The sequence below is a fragment of the Flavobacterium sp. J27 genome (genome assembly GCF_004303025.1).
In the GTDB taxonomy this organism is placed as follows: Bacteria; Bacteroidota; Bacteroidia; order Flavobacteriales; family Flavobacteriaceae; genus Flavobacterium.
The window spans coordinates 98,528-121,168 of the sequence record NZ_PJQW01000009.1 but is presented as its reverse complement, the minus strand read 5'-3'; the positions used below and the strand labels follow the sequence as shown (position 1 = coordinate 121,168).

The 22,641-nt window shown below is 29.6% G+C and carries 20 protein-coding genes and 1 riboswitch; of the genes, 11 read left to right on the top strand and 9 right to left on the bottom strand.

All coding sequences use genetic code 11. The features are described from left to right. Positions 1-5: 5 nt before the first annotated feature. Positions 6-1,322, bottom strand: coding sequence for an adenosylhomocysteinase (gene ahcY, locus CX675_RS13395; RefSeq protein WP_130735753.1), 1,317 nt, complete (start codon positions 1,320-1,322; stop codon positions 6-8). A 207-nt stretch (positions 1,323-1,529) separates the two neighbouring features. Between ahcY and CX675_RS13390 the strand changes: the two genes are divergently transcribed. From CX675_RS13390 to CX675_RS13350, 9 genes are all read left to right on the top strand, one after another. Next, a complete protein-coding gene (locus CX675_RS13390) occupies positions 1,530-2,156 on the top strand; it encodes a 4'-phosphopantetheinyl transferase superfamily protein (RefSeq protein WP_130735752.1) in 627 nt (208 codons plus the stop codon). Beyond that, a complete protein-coding gene (locus CX675_RS13385; protein WP_370277759.1) occupies positions 2,156-2,875 on the top strand; it encodes a geranylgeranylglyceryl/heptaprenylglyceryl phosphate synthase in 720 nt (239 codons plus the stop codon). Before CX675_RS13390 ends, CX675_RS13385 begins: the two co-directional genes overlap by 1 nt. Further along, complete coding sequence (gene pnuC, locus CX675_RS13380; protein ID WP_130735751.1) at positions 2,872-3,480, top strand: nicotinamide riboside transporter PnuC; 609 nt, start codon at positions 2,872-2,874, stop codon at positions 3,478-3,480. The genes CX675_RS13385 and pnuC overlap by 4 nt, the downstream gene beginning before the upstream one ends. After that, positions 3,456-4,991 (top strand): DUF4301 family protein, encoded by a 1,536-nt coding sequence (locus CX675_RS13375; protein ID WP_130735750.1) that lies wholly within the window; start codon positions 3,456-3,458, stop codon positions 4,989-4,991. Before pnuC ends, CX675_RS13375 begins: the two co-directional genes overlap by 25 nt. Continuing rightward, on the top strand, positions 4,984-5,385 hold the full coding sequence (gene arfB / locus CX675_RS13370) for an alternative ribosome rescue aminoacyl-tRNA hydrolase ArfB (protein ID WP_130735749.1): 402 nt from the start codon (positions 4,984-4,986) through the stop codon (positions 5,383-5,385). Before CX675_RS13375 ends, arfB begins: the two co-directional genes overlap by 8 nt. Positions 5,386-5,434: 49 nt before the next feature. Beyond that, positions 5,435-5,529: riboswitch (TPP riboswitch) on the top strand. 89 nt (positions 5,530-5,618) lie between these two features. Beyond that, on the top strand, positions 5,619-7,841 hold the full coding sequence (locus CX675_RS13365; protein WP_240723640.1) for a TonB-dependent receptor: 2,223 nt from the start codon (positions 5,619-5,621) through the stop codon (positions 7,839-7,841). 135 nt (positions 7,842-7,976) lie between these two features. Continuing rightward, the gene (locus CX675_RS13360; protein ID WP_130735748.1) at positions 7,977-8,372 is read left to right on the top strand and encodes a hypothetical protein; all 396 of its coding nucleotides are present in this window, start codon (positions 7,977-7,979) and stop codon (positions 8,370-8,372) included. Continuing rightward, positions 8,372-10,069, top strand: coding sequence for a hypothetical protein (locus CX675_RS13355; RefSeq protein ID WP_130735747.1), 1,698 nt, complete (start codon positions 8,372-8,374; stop codon positions 10,067-10,069). The genes CX675_RS13360 and CX675_RS13355 overlap by 1 nt, the downstream gene beginning before the upstream one ends. An 85-nt stretch (positions 10,070-10,154) precedes the next feature. Then, positions 10,155-11,261, top strand: coding sequence for a hypothetical protein (locus CX675_RS13350; RefSeq protein WP_130735746.1), 1,107 nt, complete (start codon positions 10,155-10,157; stop codon positions 11,259-11,261). Between the two features lie 18 nt (positions 11,262-11,279). Here the strand turns inward: CX675_RS13350 and CX675_RS13345 are convergent, their stop codons facing one another. Genes CX675_RS13345 through CX675_RS13335 form a run of 3 tightly spaced genes read right to left on the bottom strand, consistent with a single transcriptional unit; the run spans position 11,280 to position 15,226 of the window. Next, on the bottom strand, positions 11,280-11,816 hold the full coding sequence (locus CX675_RS13345) for a hypothetical protein (protein ID WP_130735745.1): 537 nt from the start codon (positions 11,814-11,816) through the stop codon (positions 11,280-11,282). Between the two features lie 31 nt (positions 11,817-11,847). After that, positions 11,848-12,396 (bottom strand): hypothetical protein, encoded by a 549-nt coding sequence (locus CX675_RS13340; RefSeq protein WP_130735744.1) that lies wholly within the window; start codon positions 12,394-12,396, stop codon positions 11,848-11,850. Between the two features lie 4 nt (positions 12,397-12,400). Further along, entirely contained in the window at positions 12,401-15,226 is a 2,826-nt protein-coding gene (locus CX675_RS13335) for a leucine-rich repeat domain-containing protein (protein WP_130735743.1), read from the bottom strand. 124 nt (positions 15,227-15,350) lie between these two features. Here CX675_RS13335 and CX675_RS13330 point away from each other — a divergent pair, with 124 nt between their 5' ends. Together CX675_RS13330 and CX675_RS13325 are read left to right on the top strand one after the other, a co-directional pair. Beyond that, the gene (locus tag CX675_RS13330) at positions 15,351-15,992 is read left to right on the top strand and encodes a CbrC family protein (RefSeq protein ID WP_130735742.1); all 642 of its coding nucleotides are present in this window, start codon (positions 15,351-15,353) and stop codon (positions 15,990-15,992) included. 86 nt (positions 15,993-16,078) lie between these two features. Continuing rightward, positions 16,079-17,083: an ankyrin repeat domain-containing protein gene (locus tag CX675_RS13325; RefSeq protein WP_130735741.1), complete on the top strand. Its 1,005-nt coding sequence runs from the start codon at positions 16,079-16,081 to the stop codon at positions 17,081-17,083. A gap of 10 nt (positions 17,084-17,093) precedes the next feature. On the opposite strand, the gene CX675_RS13320 is transcribed toward CX675_RS13325, so the two are convergent. From CX675_RS13320 to CX675_RS13300, 5 genes are all read right to left on the bottom strand, one after another. Beyond that, positions 17,094-17,729, bottom strand: coding sequence for a response regulator transcription factor (locus tag CX675_RS13320; RefSeq protein WP_130735740.1), 636 nt, complete (start codon positions 17,727-17,729; stop codon positions 17,094-17,096). Between the two features lie 9 nt (positions 17,730-17,738). Continuing rightward, on the bottom strand, positions 17,739-19,865 hold the full coding sequence (locus CX675_RS13315; RefSeq protein ID WP_130735739.1) for a tetratricopeptide repeat-containing sensor histidine kinase: 2,127 nt from the start codon (positions 19,863-19,865) through the stop codon (positions 17,739-17,741). A 62-nt stretch (positions 19,866-19,927) separates the two neighbouring features. Next, positions 19,928-20,371, bottom strand: a complete 444-nt coding sequence (locus CX675_RS13310; protein WP_130735738.1) for a LexA family transcriptional regulator — start codon at positions 20,369-20,371, stop codon at positions 19,928-19,930. Next, on the bottom strand, positions 20,365-21,627 hold the full coding sequence (locus CX675_RS13305) for a Y-family DNA polymerase (protein ID WP_130735737.1): 1,263 nt from the start codon (positions 21,625-21,627) through the stop codon (positions 20,365-20,367). The genes CX675_RS13310 and CX675_RS13305 overlap by 7 nt, the downstream gene beginning before the upstream one ends. A 67-nt stretch (positions 21,628-21,694) precedes the next feature. Further along, on the bottom strand, positions 21,695-22,639 hold the full coding sequence (locus tag CX675_RS13300; RefSeq protein ID WP_130735736.1) for a DUF3078 domain-containing protein: 945 nt from the start codon (positions 22,637-22,639) through the stop codon (positions 21,695-21,697). Positions 22,640-22,641 lie beyond the last annotated feature (2 nt).

Sequence of the window (22,641 nt, the reverse complement as noted above, 5' to 3'; positions counted from 1 at the left end):
AAAGATTAATATCTATAATATTCTGGTTTGAAAGGACCTTCTACAGCAACACCGATATATTTCGCTTGTTCTGGACGTAAGGTTTCTAATTCTACTCCTAATTTTGCTAAGTGAAGCGCTGCTACTTTTTCATCTAAATGTTTAGGTAACATGTATACTTCATTTTTATAAGCAGCACTATTAGTCCATAATTCAATTTGCGCTAAAGTTTGATTCGTAAACGAGTTACTCATTACAAAACTTGGGTGACCAGTGGCACAGCCTAAATTAACCAAACGACCTTCAGCTAAAATAATAATATCATTTCCGTTGATAGTATATTTGTCAACTTGCGGTTTAATTTCAACTTTGCTAGCACCGTGGTTTTTGTTTAACCAAGCCATGTCAATTTCGTTATCAAAGTGACCAATATTACACACGATTGTTTTGTCTTTCATTTTTTCGAAATGAGAACCTAAAACGATGTCTTTGTTACCTGTAGTTGTAATAACAATATCAGCATTTCCTACAACAGTGTCTAATTTTTTAACTTCAAAACCGTCCATTGCAGCTTGTAAAGCACAAATAGGATCGATTTCAGTTACCGTTACAATCGATCCAGCACCTCTAAAAGAAGCTGCTGTTCCTTTCCCTACATCTCCATAGCCACAAACAACAACTCTTTTTCCAGCAAGCATAACATCAGTAGCTCTTCTGATAGCATCTACCGCCGATTCTTTACAACCGTATTTGTTGTCAAATTTAGATTTAGTTACAGAATCGTTTACATTGATAGCAGGCATATGTAACGTGCCATTTTGCATTCTTTCGTATAAACGGTGTACACCAGTAGTTGTTTCTTCTGATAAACCTTTGATTCCTTTTATTAATTCTGGATATTTATCAAAAACCATATTGGTTAAATCACCACCATCATCTAAAATCATATTTAATGGCTGACGGTCTTCACCAAAGAATAATGTTTGTTCGATACACCAATCAAATTCTTCTTCATTTAAACCTTTCCATGCATATACTGGAATACCAGCAGCAGCAATAGCAGCAGCAGCGTGATCTTGTGTAGAGAAAATATTACAAGAGGACCAAGTTACATCGGCACCTAAAGCCACTAAGGTTTCAATTAAAACAGCTGTTTGAATCGTCATATGAAGACATCCTGCAATACGCGCACCTTGTAATGGTTTGCTTGCTCCATATTCTTCTCTTAAAGCCATTAAACCAGGCATTTCAGCTTCAGCTAACTCAATTTCTTTTCTTCCCCATTCAGCAAGAGTAATATCTTTTACTTTATAAGGAACGTATGGGATGGTTTTTGTACTCATCTATTCGTATATTTGTATTTATAATTTCAGAGGGCAAAGATACATAATTCCTTTTTATTTTTTAAACCATTTTTGCTTTTTTGTGAAATGTCTAACATTCTAATATTTTGAAATTCAGTTTTTTATTTATAATATTTTTACTTAATTAATTGGATTTTGTATATTTAAATTAGATCACTATTTTTAATTTTATAAAATATTCTATTCATGCCATTTTACAGGGAAATACATGTTAATCAAACGACTACTATTTATATTTGGAAAATAGATGAAGATTATAATACTCTTTTTCGTCAGGTTTCATTAAAAGACACTTCCTTAGCTCGATTGGAATGTATGAAGTCGGAAAGTCATCAGAATGGTTTTTTGGCTGTTCGAATGTTATTACAACATATTGGCTATACTGATTTTGATTTGTTTTACGACGATTTTGGCAAACCTCATTTAAAAGACGAAAAACACATATCGATTAGTCATTCTAGCGATTTTTCTGCGGTTTTAATAAGTGATACTCTTATGGGAATAGATTTGGAAATATTGAAAGATAAAATTGTAACGATAGCTCCGCGCTTTATGGACATACATCATCTAGAAAATTTAAATCAACCCGATAAAATAAAGAAAGCTACAGTGGTTTGGGGAATTAAAGAATCTATTTTTAAAATTAAGAATGAAAAAGGAATTAGTTTTCCAAAACATATTTTTGAAAAAGAATTTTGTTTGACGGATAAAAAAGGATTGGCTCAATTAAAATTTAATAATGTAACGGAAGAATATAGTTTTCAATTTGAATTTGTAGATAATTATGCCTTAGTTTGTGCTTTTCAAAATTAATGATGGCAGCTATTTACCAAGAAATACTTCATGCAAAACAGCAAAAGCGACAGCTTTTAGCGATTCTTTTAGACCCTGAAAAATTAGAAATAATTCAAGTTAAACCCTTGTGTGTTAAAATAAAAAAATCGCCAGCTACTCATATTTTAGTTGGTGGAAGTACTTTTAATGGACATCATTTAGACGCATTAATTCAGGAAATAAAAAAACATGTAGCGCTACCTGTTTTACTTTTTCCAGGAGATTATAAACAAGTTTCTGCCTATGCGGATGGAATTTTGTTTTTAAATTTAGTTTCTGGAAGAAATCCAGATTATTTAATTGAACATCAGGTAAACTCAGTTCCTTTATTACAAAAAACAAACTTAGAAGTTATTCCAACAGCTTATTTATTAATAGAAAGTGGAGTTGTAACTGCGGTTGAAAGAGTGAGCTTGACTAAGCCAATGAATCGTAAGGATGTTAATTATGTGAGTCAAACAGCAAAAGCAAGTGAATTTATGGGGAATAAATTGGTTTATTTGGAAGCTGGAAGTGGTGCAAAACAGGCTATTCCTCTTGAAATGATAAGTCATACTGTAGCACAAATAGACATACCTTTGATTGTTGGTGGAGGTATACGTTCTTTGCAAGGTATTCATAAAGCTTTTGAGGCAGGGGCAACTATGGTGGTTATTGGCACAGCTTTCGAAAATAACAATTCCTTTTTTGAAATATGATTGATTTTCTGTTTTCACAATATAAAGATTATGCAACGCTAGATGTTGTTTTAGAGATTATTGCTGTTCTATTTGGGTTAGCTAGTGTTCTATTTGCTAAAAAAAATAATATTTTAGTATATCCGACAGGTATAGTTAGTACTATAATTTTTGTTTATTTATTGTTTCAATGGCGTTTAATAGGAGATATGCTAATCAATATTTATTATACTTCAATGAGTATTTATGGATGGTATCTTTGGACATTAAAAAAGGATAATAAGGAAGAATATCCTATTGCAAAAATGAACAAAAAAGAGTTGCGTTTAGGAATCGTTATTTTTATAATAACAGTTTTGTTTGTCGTAATAGTGTATCATTTTTTTAATAACTTTACAAGTTGGACAGCTTATGTAGATACATTTACAACTGGTGTTTTTTTTGTAGGAATGTGGTTAATGGCAAAGCGTAAAGTTGAAAACTGGATATTGTGGATTATTGGAGATATTGTTTCTATTCCATTATATTTCTGTAAAGGATATACTTTTACCAGTTTACAATATGTCGTTTTTACTATTATTGCAATTTATGCGTATAAAGAATGGAAGAGAAATTTAGAGAATTAGACTTAAAACAGATTAAAGATAAAGGGATTTCTATTGATAAAATAGAACAACAATTTCATTTTTTTGAAAAAGGAATCCCAAAAGTTAATTTAGTACGTTCTGCTACTAAAGATGATGGTATTTGGGTGTTAAGTGGAGAAGATAAAGATAGTTTTATTACTATTTTTAATGAAAAAAAGCATCTTTTTGAAATTCAAAAATTTGTACCTGCTTCAGGTGCAGCAAGTAGAATGTTTCAGTTTTTATCAGAATTTATAAATGAATATGATTACAAAAACGAAACAATTAATGCTTATATAAACAGAAAGAAGGGAAGTGAATTATCTGTTTTTTTAATTGGCTTGAAAAATTTCCCGTTTTATCCTGACTTAAAAGAAAAAACAATTCTTGCCTATCCAGATTTTTATAGTGCGGATCGAGACACTAAAGATTACTTTTTAATTAAAACATTGTTGTCTGAAAAAGAGTTAAATTTTGCCAGTAAACCTAAAGGAATATTACCTTTTCATCAAAAAAAAGGAAAAATTTATTCCCCTGTGGAAGAGCATTTAGATGAAACGATTTTTTATAAAGTTAATGAAACAAAACCTAAAGTTCATTTCACTATTTCTGAAAATCACTTAGAAGATTTTAGAAAAATAACAGATTTGTATTCGAATGTAGCGGTGAGTTTTTCTTATCAACAATCTTGTACCGATACTATTGCTGTGACATTTGAAAATACACCCTTTAGAAAAGAGGATGGGTCTTTGGTTTTTAGACCTGGTGGACACGGTGCTTTAATAGCGAATTTAAATCAGTTGGAAGCAGATTTAATCTTTATTAAAAATATCGATAATGTTTCCCAAAATCATATTGGAGAAATTATCAGATATAAAAAGTTACTAGGAGGTGTTTTAATTTCAATACAAAGACAAATCTTTGATTTCTTAAATTATTTAGAAAAACCGTCCTTATCTAATCATGAATTGCAGCCTATAGCCGTTTTTGTAACAGAAAAACTAAATGTTAATTTGCCAATAGATTTTGATAAGTATAAAAAAACATATCAAGCAGAAATTCTATTCTCTATTTTAAATCGACCATTACGAGTTTGTGGCATGGTTAAAAATGAAGGAGAGCCAGGTGGAGGTCCATTTTGGGTAAAAAATGATGAAGGTAATATCTCTTTACAAATTATTGAAAGTACTCAAGTAGATTTTAGTGTAGAGAAGCAAGTTGAAATTTTTAAGAAGTCTACTCATTTTAATCCTGTTGATTTAGTTTGTGGAGTTAAAGATTACAAAGGAGAAAAATTCAATCTCTTACATTATGTAGACGATAATATGGGATTTATTGTTGAAAAAACAAAAGATGGAAAATTGTTAAAAGCTTTTGAATTGCCAGGTCTTTGGAATGGGGCAATGGCTCTTTGGAATACTATTTTTGTAGAGGTGCCTTTGTCTACTTTTAATCCTGTTAAAACAGTAAATGATTTATTAAAACCAGCACATCAACCTGAAAATGAATAAAGAAATCATCGCTTCAGAACTAAACTATAAAGCCGTTAGGAGTAGTGGTGCTGGTGGTCAAAATGTAAATAAAGTGGCTTCCAAAGTAATTTTAACTTACAATTTAGAAAATTCATTAGGGCTAGAAGAAAACGAAAAAGTACTTTTAAAAGAAAAACTAGCTACTAAAATTACTCAAGAAAATAATCTGATACTTGCCTGTGATGAAGATAGAAGTCAATTAAAAAATAAAGAAATTGTAACGAAACGTTTTTTTAAAATAATAGTAGAAGGTTTAAAAGTAAACAAACCTAGAAAAGTAACTAAGGTCCCAAAAGCTGTGAAAGAAAAGAGACGTTTAGCTAAAAAGACAACTTCTCAAATCAAAGAAAGTAGAAAAAAACCAAAGCCTTAAAAAAAAACTAATTTCTAACATCTAATTTGTAACTTTACCTTACATTTGCACCGTCTCAAAGGGGTGCTCTAAATAACGAGCTGAGATTATACCCATAGAACCTAGAACAGGTAATGCTGTTTAGGAAAAGAGAAAATGTTCATTTTAATGAATAAAATGAAGCAATCTCAAGTGTATCAATTTAAATTTTAACAAAGAATAATGACCCCTTTTATTCGTATAATTTTTTACGAATGAAAATTTTATTCAACAAAAGTGATGAATTAAATGTGCAAAAAGTACAGGTTTGTTCAATTCTTTTACGTAAGATGAATCTGAACTTGTCAAAGACATTTATTTTCTTTTTCCTTTTTTCTTTTTCCTCTTTCTCACAAGAAATAGAAAAGGATAGTGTGAAAGTAACTCAATTAAATGAAGTTGTCCTTTCTTCAGTTAGAGCAAAAGACAAAAGCCCGATTACATTTACTAATATTTCTAAAAAAGAAATAGTAAAAAGAAATTTAGGTCAGGACATTCCTGTTTTGTTAAGTTACCAGCCTTCTGTAGTGACTTCAACTGATGCAGGTAATGGTGTAGGGTATACTTATATGCGAGTAAGAGGCTCTGATGGTTCACGTATTAATGTAACTTTAAATGGTGTTCCTTTTAATGATAGTGAAAGTCATGGAACATTCTTTGTTAATCTTCCCGATTTCGCATCTTCAATCGAAAGTGCACAGTTGCAAAGAGGTGTGGGAACATCTACTAATGGAGCTGGAGCTTTTGGAGCTAGTTTAAATATGGAAACAAAATCCTATCAAGAAAAAGCTCACGCTGAAATTGCAAATTCGATAGGTAGTTTTGGTACTCAAAAGCATACCGTGTCTTTTGGAAGTGGTTTGCATAATAATTTTGAGATTAATGGACGTTTATCTCAAATTGCTTCTGATGGTTACATAGACCGCGCTTCTACCAATATGTTTGGTTACTTCTTTAATGCCAATTATATAAAAGAAAATACCATTATAAAACTGATAGCTTTTGGTGGAAAAGAAAAAACGTATCAAGCATGGTATGGTTTAGAAGACGAAGAAATGTTAGCAAATAACAGAACATATAATATTGCTGGAATGTATTATGACGAAAATGGAAATATTCAATTTTATGACAATGAAACCGATAATTATTGGCAAAATCATTTTCAATTACATTGGTCAGAAACATGGAATCCAAAATGGCGTTCAAACGTTTCCTTACATTATACCATAGGGAAAGGATTTTTTGAACAATATAAAGATGATGAAGATTTAGCAGATTATAATTTACCAAGTTATAATGGTAATACTGTAGCTGATTTAGTAAGAAGAAGATGGTTGGATAATGATTTTTTTGGAGCTACATTTACTCTAAATTATGATAGTCAAAAAACCGATTTTCAAATTGGTGGTGCAGCCAATAGATATTTAGGGAAACATTATGGTGAAGTTATCAAGACACAATATTATATTCCAGGAATGAATCGTTATTATGATAATTTTGGAAATAAAGATGATGTAAATGTTTATACTAAACTATCACATGAAATTGTAGATAAATTAAATGTTTTTGCTGATTTACAGTATCGAATGGTGTTCTATAAAGCAACTAGTTTGGCATTCTCTGATGTTGACGATACTTTTCGCTTTTTTAATCCTAAAGTGGGGTTAAACTACCAATGGAATGCTGCGAGTATGTTTTATGGTTATTTTGGGATAGCCAATAAAGAACCAAGAAGAGATGATTATGAGAGCGGTAGTACAAAACCAGAGCGATTATATGATTTTGAATTAGGATGGAAATACAATACTAAAAAGATTAAGGTAAATACCAATGCATTTTATATGAATTATAAAGATCAGTTAGTATTAACGGGAGCTTTAAATGACGTAGGAGCTCCAGTGTTTACAAATAGCGGTAAAAGCTATAGAGTTGGATTAGAAATAGATGCTCAAATTCAATTATCTAAAAAACTCTTTTTACAACCTAATGTAACATTAAGTCAAAATAAAAATAAAGATTTCTTTTTTCAAAGAGATGGAGAATTGCAAAATTTAGGGGATACAGATATTGCTTTTTCTCCTAATATCATTGCAGGTAATAATTTTACTTTTTTACCTTTAAAAGGATTACAGATTTCTTTATTATCTAAATATGTCGGTAAACAGTATATGGGGAATATCGATGCTGAAAAATCAACATTAGAGGCTTATTTTGTTAATGATTTTAATGTAAACTATGAGTGGAAAATTAATAGAGGAATTCAATCAATTTTATTTTCAGGATTAGTGAATAATATTTTTGATGTACAATATGAGTCTAATGGGTATTTTTATACTTACGATGATGATTCTTCTGGAAATACAATTACTTATGAAGGTGCTGGTTTTTATCCGCAAGCAGGAATTAATTTTTTAGCAGGAATAACCATTATGTTTTAAAAGAATTTTATAGCATATTAGCTGGTTTTTAACGAACCAGCTCTTTTTTTGAAGAAACTATAAAATCACTATTTATGATGATGGCAGCTGATTTAATTGAGTTTAGTTTTGTTATAAATTTAAAAAATTAAAATCATGGGATTAGCCGAAAAGCGTTTAGCAGCAACAATACAAACCGATTCGTTACCAAAATTTGAATCTGAAATTCAAGAATTAGCAGGTTATCCAATAAGCGTTGCTATTAATTGGGAAACATTTACAGCTTTTGATTCATATCCTTTAAGTAGATTAGAAAATTATGTGTTTAATGACGTAAAAGATGCCATTAAAAAGATTTGCCAAGATGCTATAGGAAAAGAAGCTTTGCAAGAAAAAGTAACCTGTATTCATATTACGAATACTGATAAATCGGAAGCGTTTCAAATGGAGTTAAAAGATAATACATTGTTTCTTACTGAGCGTTTGTATGGAGATACTTTTAGCAATCATATGACAAATATGATTGTAGATTATTTAGAGCCTTTATTATAATGAATGTCCTATTTAATAAATACAAATTATCACTGCATAGAGACGGGATAAATATTGTAAAAGTGTTTCAACATAAAAATGAGGGTGAATATGAAAATTATTGGAATATACCATTATTAGGAGATGACGAACCTATTATTCTGAGTGAATATTATACAGAAGATCAATTTGTAATTATTAATTGGACAGGTTGGATAAGATTGTACAATGCAGATAAAAAAGAGCTGATAATAGAGTATAAGTTAAATGGAAATATTGGAGCAAATGCAATATTTTCTGTAGACAGAACTAAAGTATATGTTTGTCTTTATAATCATGAACATGAGTCTTTCTTGGCAACCTTAGATTTAAGTACTCCTAAAATTGAAATTCAAGAAATAGCTAATTTTTACAACTCTTATTTACAAATTAGACAAGACGGATGTTTGTTATTTTATAAACATGATTGGGAATATGCAAATAAAGAAAAGAAATATAGTCATGGTTTTACAGTTTTTAATCCAGAAACAAAGGAGCAACAATATTTTAGTTTGCCTCAAGCTCCTTGTTCTTCTTACGATATTGTTAAACCTTTTATTGATACTCGAACTGGTTTAGGGGTAATGCCTTATTATGGTGATGTAGGTGTTACCTATAATGAAAAACAAAATCCCTTATTCGTTTACAAAATCCAGCTTATCGATTTAACAACATTCGCAACTGAAACGGTAGCAGTTAGGGAATTCGAAATAAATGAATTAGGTTGTTATGATTATACGAATCAAGAATTAGCGACCCATTTTTTAGAAAAAAAGATTTTTAAAGAATATCAGCAAGCAGTTTCAGAATTTTGTGAAAATTTACACAATATCGTTTTTGTTTCAGATGGATTTTGGCTGTGCTGGCGAGGAGGAGTAGTAAGAAAAGTAAACTATGATAAAACACTTTCTCCAATGTTTATCCCTACTACTGTTTCAAATGATTCAAGAATATTTCATTTTTCCACGTTTCATGCCCATTTGTATAAAGTAACCGAAGAGGCGCTCTTTTTTAAAAATCATGATGATTATTATGTTTTCAATTTGTCTAAATATAATTTTCAGAATGCAAATGCTATTCATGAGGTTGCGTTAACTAAGCTGTCAGAAGAGCAATTGGAAAACATTTCTTTAAATCAAAAACAACAAAATGAAATTTTAGGTTTAGGAAAAATAAAAATACAAGTTGACGATTTATCAGATGAAAGCGAACAACTTTTAGCTTTGAACCAGATATATGATACTGTTAAAAATAGAGAAACTTTAGGAATAGGAAGTAAACTCCTTTTTCAGTTTGAAGATAAAAAGGAAACGGTTTTAGATGAAGCTACTTTTTTTTCAAGAGTGATTCAGATAGAAGAAAGCAAAATTGTTGTTCAAAAAATAATAGAAGTGTTTTGTACTGATTCAAAAGCAAAAGAATGCTATAGAAACGAAGAAGAAACAGCCTTGTGTTATGCCGTCTTAGAGTTAGCAAAACAAGGAGAAACCTTTTTAACTACAGTTTTACATTACTTGTCTAGAATCGATTTGGATCATGATGTATTTAATATGGAATATATTATTCCTTATTTAAATGAAAAATATAACCGAACTACTTTAAAAAAGAGCATAGCCTTACTTTCTAGTGATTTGTTAGTATGGTTTGAACACTATTGGCAAGAAATTGAAAACGAATAAACGAAATTGTAAAATAATAAAGAAAAAAGAGATTGTCTTAGGATGGTTCTTATTTTTTTTCCTCACTATAAACGCTCAAAGAAAGATGGAAACATATCAATACGATAGAGAATTACTTAATGAAAAAGGGCAACGACATGGTACACTAGTATCAACAAGCTATTTGTTTGATGGATTGGCTTACAGTCATATTTATGAAAATGGTGTTTTACTGCAAACAACCGATTTTCGCTACCAAATTGAAAATCAAAAAGAACTAGTAGGATTTTTTAAAGACAATGTTCCTTATGAAGGGTATTTTATTTCTGAAAACGAATTTGAAATTCCAGAAGTTTCCTATTATGAAAACGGAAAATGTATGGCGATGTATACAACTACATTAACAACTATATTAGAAACTGAAATGAATAGTACACCGCCTGTCTTGGTAAAAACGAGTTTTCAAAACGGAATGCTTTGGGACGGATTACATCATTTAGGATATCAATTAGGTGATGCTCACCTTTTGGTTACTGAATACCATACTAACGGAGCCAAAACACATGTTGATTTCTGGTTGTTAGGAATGCATTATGCTGAATTAATAAAATTAAATTTTATACCTAATGGATATGTTATTTTCAAAGAGAAAATAGAGGTGGAAGATAGTGAAGAAATAGATCCAGAAATAGACACCAGAAGTAAAAGTCTTACCGTGTTATTTAATGAAAATACAAAAGGTAAAGTAACCTACCAAGTCGATGAAAAAATACAATTAGCGTATGAATTTTGCGAAGAAAACCTTTCAAACAAAATGCTAATTATTCCTGGTATTGTGAGTTATAATGTAAGTTCTTCTAATGTTCTTCAATATACCCAAAAATATAATTTTGAAAGTACAATTTCAAGCGAAGACAACTCCTATAATCATAACTTGATTCTCTCTTTTTATATGAATTTGTTATATAGTAAGATTCCTAAACTTTCAACGACAGCTAAAAATGATTATTCACAATTATTTCAAGAGCATCATGATTTTGAGTCTGGATTGTTATTGTTTATCAATGAAGAGAAGAAGCCTGTAGAAGGATTGTATTTCGAAAAGAACAATCAAACCTATTCGTATTCAAAATATAAAAAGGGAGAAAAAACAGAAAAGAAAGAGGGGCTGAGTATTGAAAATATAAAACAATTATTTTTTCAAAATAAGTAACGCTTTATTTTTGTTTCCTTATGCAATAATTTCAACTAAAGGATCTGGTATTGATAAAGTTGGTTTTACTTGTAGTGCAAAAGAAGTTTCAATTTCTACCATAGTTTGTTTGGTTTCTTTGTTTATACTATAACGACCAAACGAATACATATTTACTCGTTCCAAAATAAATTGAGTTTCACTTTCGTAAATAGTATGAAAAAAAAAAGGATTAAAGGGACCAAAATGTTTTTTTACAAATGCAATTGCCTTTGTGTCGCTCTTTGATGGTTGATAAAAATAGCTGATAGAATTGGTATCCAATGGTAAACATTTTTTAGTAACCAATTCAATAGTTACTTTATAAATTTGCTTCCCATTTAGATGATTTTTAGGAACACATCGTACCCATCGTTCAAACGTAATAAAAACTTCTTCTGAACTTTTAAAAGCCGTAACTCGATATGTTTTTATATCAATATCGAGTTTAGGGTACTTTTTATTTACAATGTGAAGCGCTATGGCTATAAGTTCCGTTTTGTTTTTATTTTCTAGATCAGTAATACTAAAGTTCATTTTGGTGATATAATAGGATTACAATATAAATTTAATTATAGGTAAAAAAAACAGATGGTAATTCGTCATCGAAAGCAGTAAAACCAAAAAGACATGGCGATTTTAAGGGAAGTCTATTAAATGATTTGTTTTGTGATACTTCTGTGATAATAGCTTCAAGAATCATTTCAAAGCAATAGATTAATGAAGTATAATCTTCTCCGATAGTTTCAAAACTTTCTGCTCCCGAACAATTAAAATATTTTTGAAAAAAAAGGTCATTGTCAATAGCACTTTCTGCCATTATATAACCTTCATCAAAAGCAGTTTCTTCATCATTATTAGGAGCAAAATCAATTGTAATGTCTCCATCATATTCATTCCAACTAAAGGTAATAGCACCAATTTGATTAATAGTATTATCTTTTAAATCTTGTAAAGACATCTTATCAAAAAAAGCAATCATTTGATTGAAGCAATTTTCTGCTACCGTTTTCCAGTCTACTTTTCTTAGGATGATTTTGTTGTTTTCATCTTCAAATCGATTTTCTATAAAAGAAAGCATCTTATCTTGAAAATCTTCACTTAATTTAGTTTTCATCTTTTTATATTGTGTTTTGCTCTTCAACAATGGCTTGTAAGAAATCTTGGTCTTGCCAAAATTTTTCAAAATCGGTATCGTCTAAGAATTGTTCTTTAGTTTTTCCTAATCGAATGGCTTCTTTTGTGTAATACAATAAGGCTTCTTTTCTGTTGAAATGAGCAAATCCGCAAGCGAGATTGAATGCCAACAAAACTTGTGTAATTTCTTCTAGTTTTTCAATTTCTTTTAGAAGAAGGTCAAAATAAGTTACGTCGTTTAGTTTTATAGCAGCAATTACATTTAAATACAAAATATTTTCACTGCGATAATTCTTAATTTTTGGACATAAAGTATAAAATAAAGTACGACACGTTTCATTTTCGCCATCACTTACTAAATAATAAGTGTCGTAATATAGGTTTTCATAAGAAAATTGGTTTTCTGAGTGATTGAAAATCGCAGTTATTTTATCTAAAATCCAATTAGCACTATTTTTGTCTTGATGATTCGATAATCGGTTAAAATAGAAAGAAAGTAAATTTCTGATTTCTCCTGAATATATTTTACTAATCTCTTCTTTACAAATAGCTACAGCATAATTTCGATAGATTTCCAAATCTTTAAAAGTTTCCTTTTCATTTCTATCCAAATCTTGTAACAACAATCGGATAATTTCAGAAATGAGACTAATATTTTTTTCAGAATCTTTTTCTAAAAGCAAGTTGTCAAAATATAAAATTATTTTTTCAGAACTATCTTTATGATATTTTGATTCTAAAATTTGTGCAATATAAGAAGCTTCTCCTTTATTGGTTAAATAAGCAAGACATTGTGTTATCCATTTTTCATTAAGCGTATTTTTTTGTATTGCCTTAACGATGTTATAAAGGTATTCATCTTCTAATTTTTTAGAAATACCATTGCCTAACTGAGCTATTATTTTTGGAAGATTTTCTGTGTCTAAATTCTCTAAATCTGAAATTAAGGCTTCTTGTAGTTTGTTTTTTTCTTTTGTTTCTGCAAGGAATGTATTCAATTCGGGTAAAGCCACAGCTTTAATTTGGTTTAAAATAGTGTCGAAATATTCTTTCCCAAAGTAAGTTCGTGCTTCTTCCTCATATTGGAAGAAGACTTTGATTATTTTTTTTTGTAAATCGAAATCGGTTGTGTTTTCAAATGCAGGAACAAACAGCTCATCCATTTGGTCACCTCCTTGTGAATTCAACAGGTCTGTAGATGCTTTTTTCAGGAGTTGGTACAAAGCTTCAGACGTAAATTGAGGAAAAAAATTATCTATTAATTGATCTTGAACTGTAAATCCCCAATAGCGATGTCCAGCGTCATAGTATTCACATGCCTTATAGAATTGTTTTATAACTTTTTTTTGAGTGGATCTATTTTTTCTTGAAATAATTTCTTCCAAAACAAGTAAAGTTGCATTATAATTATCATATGCCGATTTAAAAGACATACCAAAAATTGTTGTCAAACAAGTGTCAGAAAGATTTTTGATATGTTTTTGAATAGCTTGGTCTAGTATTTCAATTTCTGTAATTTCTTCTTCTTCTGTTTCTATATCAAAAAAGGAAGCCAAAGGATTTTCTTCATCAATATAATTCGCTTTTACATGTTTACCTAATTGGGCAATAAGTACTTCAAATGCTTCAGTATTTGTGGTGTCTAATTTTTCAATGAGTTCATGAATAGGTAATAATTTTTTAAAATCGTCTCTTTTTTTCCAATTTTTTATAATGTCATTTGAAGCGTCTAGTTCTTTTAAGTTATTATGTTTGTAAATCGGTGAAAAATCTTTGATGTAATCGCAACTTTCAATATCTAATTCTTCTAACATTTCTAGCGAATCTATTATTTCAATAGATCTCATGTAATTGCATGAAAGATTTAGTTTTTTTAAATGTAAACCTTTCAATCCATCTAAGTCTTTTAAGTCATAACTGTTTGCTAGGTCTAATTCTTGCAAATGGGAAAAGCTGGAAAAAGAATTACAATTTTTTAAAGAAGAATAACGTAAAGTAAGTTTTTTTAATTTTTTAAGAGAAGTGATAGGAGTAATATCAAAAATACCGCAAGAACTCAAACTTAATTCTTCTAAGTGCTTAAATTTTCCAATACTTTCAGGAATTGGTTTTAAATACTTAGACTCTTGTTTATTTCCGCGATTCAAAGAGTTGTCTAAATTAAGTTTTTTCAGATTTTTTAAATTACTGAAATTGTTAGGTAATTTGATTAAGGTACTACTAACTTCTAAAATTTCTAAATGTTCTAATTGAGTAATAACCTCTGGAAAGGATTCTAGAGGAAGCCCTATTAGTTTCAATACTTTAAGTCGTTTTAAATTGAATATAGAAGTGGGTATGTTGCTCAATCCACACTCGACTAAAGTTATAGATTCTAATGAAATAAGACGATCTATTTCATTAGGTAATGTTTGTTTTTTTAAGAAGTTACCCCAAATTTTAATCTTTTTCAAATTAGGAAAACAAGTAATTATTTGTTTAGTTTCTGTTTCTACGTTTTTTACACTTACATATAGTTCTTCTATCTGAGGCATTGGTTTCATTTTTGTAAAATCGCAATCTCTCCAAAGACATAAATCTTGAATATGGATAAGTTGTTCTAAATTATTTGGAGTTTCAAATAGATTTTCTTTAGATTGACCATGAAAGCTTAGTTTTTTAATATTAGGATATTCATTTATGATTAAAGGCAATTCTATTTTTTGATTGTAATTATCAAAACGAATGGCAGTGATATTTTCAGGATGAGTTATTTCAGAAAAGGTAAACTGATTTTTTGCTAAGTCGATTCTTATTTCTGTTGTGTTCATAATATACTTGTTTAGATACAAAAATAAGCACTATAAAAATGTAGCTTTTCACTATTTATAGTGATTTTGAATTTTTTAATAAATTTTATTTTTGTTAAATCAATTATAAAAAAGAATCGTAATTATGGAAAATATTAATTTAAAATATTTTAAGTCTTCTTTGTACGAAAGCGTTTTTGAATACTATAGCAATGGTGAAACGTGTCATTTTTGTAAAAGAACTAGTGAGCCATTAGTTAAAGTAGATGAGACAATAGAAATTGTTACAAAACAAAAAGAGGAAGGCCTTGAATATGTATGCCTAGGGTGTTTACTGGATAGAAAATATGCTTTTGTTCAGGAAGTTGAAGGAGGGTATTTAACAGAAGAAGGAATTGTAACAAGTTCTACGAAATATAAATCATTACAGGATTCTATTGATTATCATACTAATTTATTGCCAAAAGAGGAAAATTTACTGGCTATAGAAAAGTCTAAGATTGACGAATTAATGCATACTCCGCCTTTTAGAGCTTGGCAAGGAGCCGTTTGGCTAACGCATTGCAATGACTTTATGACTTTTGTTGATATATGGGAACATGAAGATTTTGTTGCAAAATCTCCAGATGGTAATGCAGAAAAATTTTTTGATGAAATTCTCGATAACTGGCAAGAAGACGATTTTTACAAGGAACAATTTAGTCCTGAAAAATCTGATTATGCAGAATCGGTTTTTTATGCTTTCGAATGTTCACATTGTAAAAAATATAGAGGTTATGTAGATTAGTAATTAATCCAAGAAACCCGATTCAGTTAGCTATTTTACTGAAGCTAATATGCTTTTTAAATTTTGTTTAATTAAAAAAATATAAGATGAATAAAAATAATGAATTATCAATTGAGCTTTTTAATTTATTAGATACTTATAAATATACTTTTGATTTAGTTGAAAAGGCTTTTAAATTATTGGAAAAAGGAGCCGATGTAAATTATAAACAAATAGAGTATCCGTATGAAACAAGTTTATATAGATGTTTGTCTTCAGGTAAAAGTGAATATAAATTAAGTATGGTTGAACTTTTGATAGAAAACGGTGCTGATGTTAACTTGGCAGCTGATATTTTTTCTCCCTTAAGTCAGGCTGTAATGAAAAATGATATTGAAATTATGCAACTTTTACTAAAAAATGGAGCAAATGACTTTAGTTATTCTTTAAAATGCGCAATTGAACAAGATGAAATTGAAATGGTACAATTGTTAATTAATTATGGAGCACAATGTAATTATTTTGAAGAGTATAATTGTTCATTCTTGGAATTTTGCAATGAACCATTTAGACTCAAAAAAGAAGATTGTCATTATGAAAAATCACCAGGATTAGCTATGGCAGAATTGTTAATTAGTTGGGGTGCAAACCCTAATGGTGTTGAAAATGGTACATCGAGTCCTATATCAGAAGCGATAAGGCATAATTTTATAGAATTAGTAAATTTATTGTTACAAAACGGAGCAGCATTTACAGATCAATTAATTTTTTATTGTAATACCTTAGAAATGACCAGCTTCTTATTGGAAAAAAACATGTTTTTTAATAAGTTTTGTAAAAACCATATAGGGCAAAATGTACTTATCTATAATGCGATGCAATCCAATTACGAATTAGTACACTATTGGATAAATTCTGGAATTGATTTATATGATTTTGACCAACAGGGCTTTACTGCTTTTCATTATTTGATTATGAAAGAAAATAGGGATGTTTTTGAACATTTTTTACCTTATTTTGATATTAAGATTTGCAACACAATAAAGCCAATCTTAGATTTAATTAATCATAAAGAAATGAAAGCACAAATAGAACAAATGTTAATTGCTTGAAAAACAAAAACTAATCTAACAATCCAAGTTCAATTGCATATTTTACTAAACCTGCTGTATTCTTTACATTTAGTTTTGATAATAGATTTCTTTTGTGGGTGTTTACAGTGTTCAAACTAATGAATGTTTTTTCTGCAATTTCGGCAGCGGTCAATTGTTTAGCAATTAGCACGAGTATTTCTTTTTCTCTATTACTTAATTCTGTGGTTGAGGATAGATTTTTTTTCAGGTTGTTTTCGTATTCTTTATGAATAGCAGCGACTTCTTTAGAAAAATAATTTTCTCCCGATTGTACTTTTTTAATAGCGTATAAAAGTTCGTCTTTTTCTGCGTTTTTTAAAAGATAGCCATCTACACCTAAGCGATTTAACTTAGCAATAATGTGTGCATTACTATGAGTTGTTAGGATAATAATTTTTAGTTCTGGATAGTTTTTTTTAATTACTTTGGTTACTTCAACACCATCCATTTCTGGCATACTAATGTCTAATAAAATCACATCGGCAGTGTTTTCTTCCAATATTTTGAGAAGTTCTTTTCCATTTGAAGCTTTTCCTGTTACTGTAATTTCAGGAACATTCCTTAATAAGGAAATCAATCCTTCTAAAAACATATTGTGATCGTCGGCAATAATTATGTTTGTCATGTTTTGTTTTTATATTATAGGTATTTCAATGTTAAAAATAGCTCCTCTATTTGGTGTGGAATCAATTTGTAAATTTCCATTGAGTTGATGGATTCGATTTTTAATATTGGTTAAACCAATTCCTTCTTTGTTATTTTCAACAGCAAATCCTTTTCCGTTATCTTCAAAAATAATATTTAATAGGTTCTCAATCAAATTTAGTTGTAATTCGATACTGTTCGCTTGGGCGTGTTTAATGGTATTTGTAGTTAATTCTTGAATAATATGATAGACTTCGTTAAGAATGGATTCCTCTATTTTGTTAATTTCATTTCTTGGGTGAGCTGAAAAATAAGAGTGAATATGACTGGCTTCGGCTAATTTGTTTTGGTATTCTTCAACAAATTCACAAAAATTGTCTTGATGAAAACGTTTGGGTAATAAGTTATGAGAAATGCTCCGTATTTGATTATAGGTGTCGTTAATTTGAGCATTTATGCGTTTAATTTCATTTTCTTTTCCATAAGTTGAATTGTTTAACTGCAACTTAATAGCAGCTAGATTTCCTCCTACACCGTCATGTAATTCTTGGGCAATTCTTATCCGTTCTTTATCTTGACCTTCAATCTCAGCTTTCACTAATTTTAATTCTTGATCTTTTAAAAGCGCTTTGTTTTTTTGTTCACTAATTTCTTTTTGTTTTTTATTAATTAAGAGTTGCGCTTTTTGTTTTTGATAATAGACAAATGATAATGCAATAACAGGAATAAGAAGTACTAAGAAACCAATAACAATAATATTTCGAACTTGTTTTTCTCTTAAAATTTCAGATTCTTTTAGTTGTTTGTCTTTCTGCAACAAATTAATTTGGTTGACCTTATGTTGAGTTACTTCTTGTAATTTTAAGACTTCATTTTCATTTTGTTTTTTCTCTATTGCTTTCTGTAGATTAAGATTTTCAATGGCTCTTTCTTGATTCTTCAATAAAAGCATTTTATTGTTATTTTTTAAAGTCAAATCTTTGATTTTGTTTTCTCTTTGTAACGTTTTAAACTTAATATCTAATTCGTTTATATCTTGATCTTTTTGTTTTTTAGAAATAGAATCATTAACTTCTGCATAGCGTGTCATAAGGGCATACGCATTTTTATAATTGCCTTGTGCTACAGCTAATTCTTTTAGTTTTAGATAAATGCCTTTTTGTTGGTCTAAAAAATGATATTCTAAAGCGACATGCAAAGCGTTTAAGTAGTGTAGTTCAGCTTCTTGAAGTTTGTTTTGAGAGTATAATATTTCGCCAATATTTTGATTCACAATTACTTCTATATTGTATAATTTTCCTTTTTTAGAAATGGCTAAACATTCCTTATAATACTTTAAAGCTTCAGGAATGTTGTCTATATAAACATAGTTAACCCCAATATTTAAGGCGCTTACTGCTTGGCATTGCAAATTGTTTTTTTCTTCGCATATTCCTTTTACTTTTTTGAAATAATTGTTTGAGGTTTCATAATCTTTATCGAGTACATAAACTGAGCCTAAATTAAGATAACTACCAATAACAATTTCTTCCTCTTCTTTATATTGTAAACATTGATTGAAGTATTTCTTAGCGTTTTCGTAGTCAGAAAGTTTAGTATATATATTAGCTAATCCATGAAGATTTGAATAATAGGGATAGGCTTTTTTTTGATTTTCAACAATTTCGATTCCTTTTAAGTGATATTTTTTACTAATTTCAAAAAGTCCTCGCTTATTATTAGCTAATCCAAGTAAATTGTAACCGTTAGAGGCTAAAATTCTTCTAATAGAATCATTTTTAATAGACTCAGAACCTTTTAATGCTCTATTAGCATAAAATGTCATCGAATCGAGTTGTGTTTTTTTGTTATAATAATGAGAAAGTAAGAGTTGTATTCTTACATAAGATTCTTTAGTTTGTAGGGTTTGAAGTAGTTTTAGCGCGCCTTGTTTGGCTTCTTTAGCTTGATTGTTATTTAATAAGTCAAATAATGGATTGATTTCTTGTTTCTCTAATTCAGCTAAGTTATCATGACTTAGTGTGAAAGATTTCTTTTCTATTTCCTGACCAACTATGGAAGAGAAGAAAAGGATGAAGCCATAAATACAACAAAATTTTAGTAACGATTGTAACATTAACGTAGTGGTAATTTGTACTTTTTAAAAAATGAAAAGTAAATATAGTATTTATTACTAAATTAATAGTTCATTTTTTTAATAACATACGTAACAATTCCCCAAATCATGAATTCATTTTCTTCAATAACTTCAATAGGTTTGTAAGCATCATTTTCTGGATAAAGAAATAGTTTTTCATCTATTATTTTTATTCTTTTTACGGTAAATTCTCCATCGATAAAACAAATGGCAATTTTATTATTGCTAGGTTCTATGCTTCGGTCTATAACTAAAATGTCGTCATCATCAATACCTGCTCCTGTCATAGAATTACCATTAGCTCTAGCATAGAATGTGGCTTCTTTGTTTTTTATTAAAAAAGTATCTAAACTAATTCTAGTTTCTTCAAAATCGGCAGCAGGAGAAGGAAAGCCAGCTTTTATACCTGAAGCAATGTAAGGTAATTCGGTGCTTGAATCGGTTTTTGGAATAAAGAAATGAAGTTTTTTACTTTTGTCTAACATTTTACTGTAAGTATTTCTTTGATATCTGTAGTGTATTTTTGGGATAAATGCTTCTGCTTCATTAGCCACGTTTTTTCTAAATCTTGATTGCCTAATTTTATTTTTCTTTCCCCCGTTTTTTGTAAATATTGATCCATTACTTTCATTATGGCTTGATGTTTTGGATTTTCTTCTTCAAACAAATGGAATTGCTTAGTGTCTTCAGGAATGATTTGTGTTACAATAATGCCCGCTTTTTTATAAACAGCATTTTCTTCAAATACTTCTTTGAGCATTTTAATGGCTGTAGTACTAATTGTTATGCCCGAATTTGTTGCGAAGGGTAAGGTATGCATACGTGAAAAATTATAACGCGTATTTTCTTCAATATATTTATCTTTTCGAAGATAGAGAATAACATTATAACAACAGGCTTTTTGTTTGCGTAATTTTTCTGCACAAACCATGGCAAATGTGGAAACACGTTCTTTTAATTCATCATAATTCGTAATGCTTTTTTCAAAGCTTCGAGTAATAGCAATACTTTTTTTGCTTTTTGGTTCTTCAATGCTAATGACCGATTTTCCTTCTAACTCATATTTTAATCGAAGTCCTGTAACACCCATTTCTTTTTTAATAAAAACTTCATGATGTGGTTGAATAAAATCATATGCAGTTAAAATGTTTTTGGCTTTCATCTTTTTGCTTAAACGAAAACCAATACCCCAAATGTCTTCAATTTTTGTCCATTTTAAAGCTTTTATTCTTTTTTCATCGGTATCAATAACGTAAACTCCTTTAGTGTGTTCTGGAAACTTTCTCGCAATTTTATTGGCTACTTTTGAAAGTGCTTTGCTAGGTGCAAAACCAATACTAGTAGGAATACTAGTCCATTTTCTAATTCGGTTTTTAATTTGCAAACCATACTCTGTAAAATCAGAGATTGACATTCCTTCAAAATTCATGAAAGCTTCATCTATACTATATACTTCCACTGCAGGAGAGAATTGCTCTAAGATGGTCATTACACGATTACTCAAATCACCATATAATGAATAATTGGATGAGAATATGGCTACCTTATGTTCTTGTAACATGGTTTTTACTTGAAATTCAGGAATTCCCATAGGAACGCCTATTTTTTTAGCTTCATCGCTGCGCGAGATAATACAACCATCATTATTTGATAATACAACTATCGGCTTTTTATCGAGTTGAGGTTGGAAAACTCTTTCGCAAGAAGCATAAAAATTATTACAATCAATTAAAGCATACATATTGTAAATTTACGCTATAATTTTTACACTATAAAAGAATCAAAAGTTAATATTAATAAAATTAGCTTTAAAAGGTGTACACTAATCCTACGCCTAGTATTTGTTTTAATTGCATTTTTGGACCTACGATTACTTGCTCCCCATCTATTTCTTCTTTCGCTTTAATATCGTCGTCATAGATAATATGCGTACCAATATTAGCTCTTACATATTCGTTTATGGTCATATTGAGTTGTAACTGCCAATCCACATCTATATTTCCAAAATTGTTGAGGTAATCGGTGTATAAACTGATGCGATGTTCTAAGTTGATGTTTTTATAAATTTCTTTTTCCCATTGATTGGTAATCAAGATCCCTATTTCTGTTCTTGATTTTTTTCCATTTTGTAAAATTTCTCCTGTAACCTCATCAATAATTGCTTTGTCAACGCCAAAGGCACCTTGATTTGCTAAACGTTCGTCTAATACTAAAGTTGTTTTTTGTGTTAAAGGGGAAAGGTATAAATTTAAATTAATGTCTTTTCTGGAATATTCTGCACCAATACCTAAAAAAATGTAGGCAGGGGCAAAGGGTTTTGAAATAGCTAATTCTGTATTTGGATAAGAATAACCGTTGGCAAACTGAGTGTTGAAATTGAATTTTCCGCCATAAAACCAATTAGAAATGGTGTCCTTTCTAAAGCCTATAGTTGAATTAATTTGTAATTGGTCGTCTGTTTTTCTTACGTCTTGTCCTTCTTGTTTGTTAATACCGTACCGGAAAATTAATTCATTTTTCCAGTTGAGTGTTTTTTTAGAATATTCGCGGATAAAATTTCCTTTCAATAAGCCAGAAATGGAATTGTTACCACCAGCATTCCAATTTACAAAGGTAATTTGAGAAATGTCTAGACCTATTTTGTTTGTTTTTTTCCAATATGAAATAGTGTCTGGTAATTGTGTTCTAATGATTTGAGCAAAGGTACATTGAATCGTCAGGAATAAAAACCCTAGTAGGAAGGCTTTCTTCATAG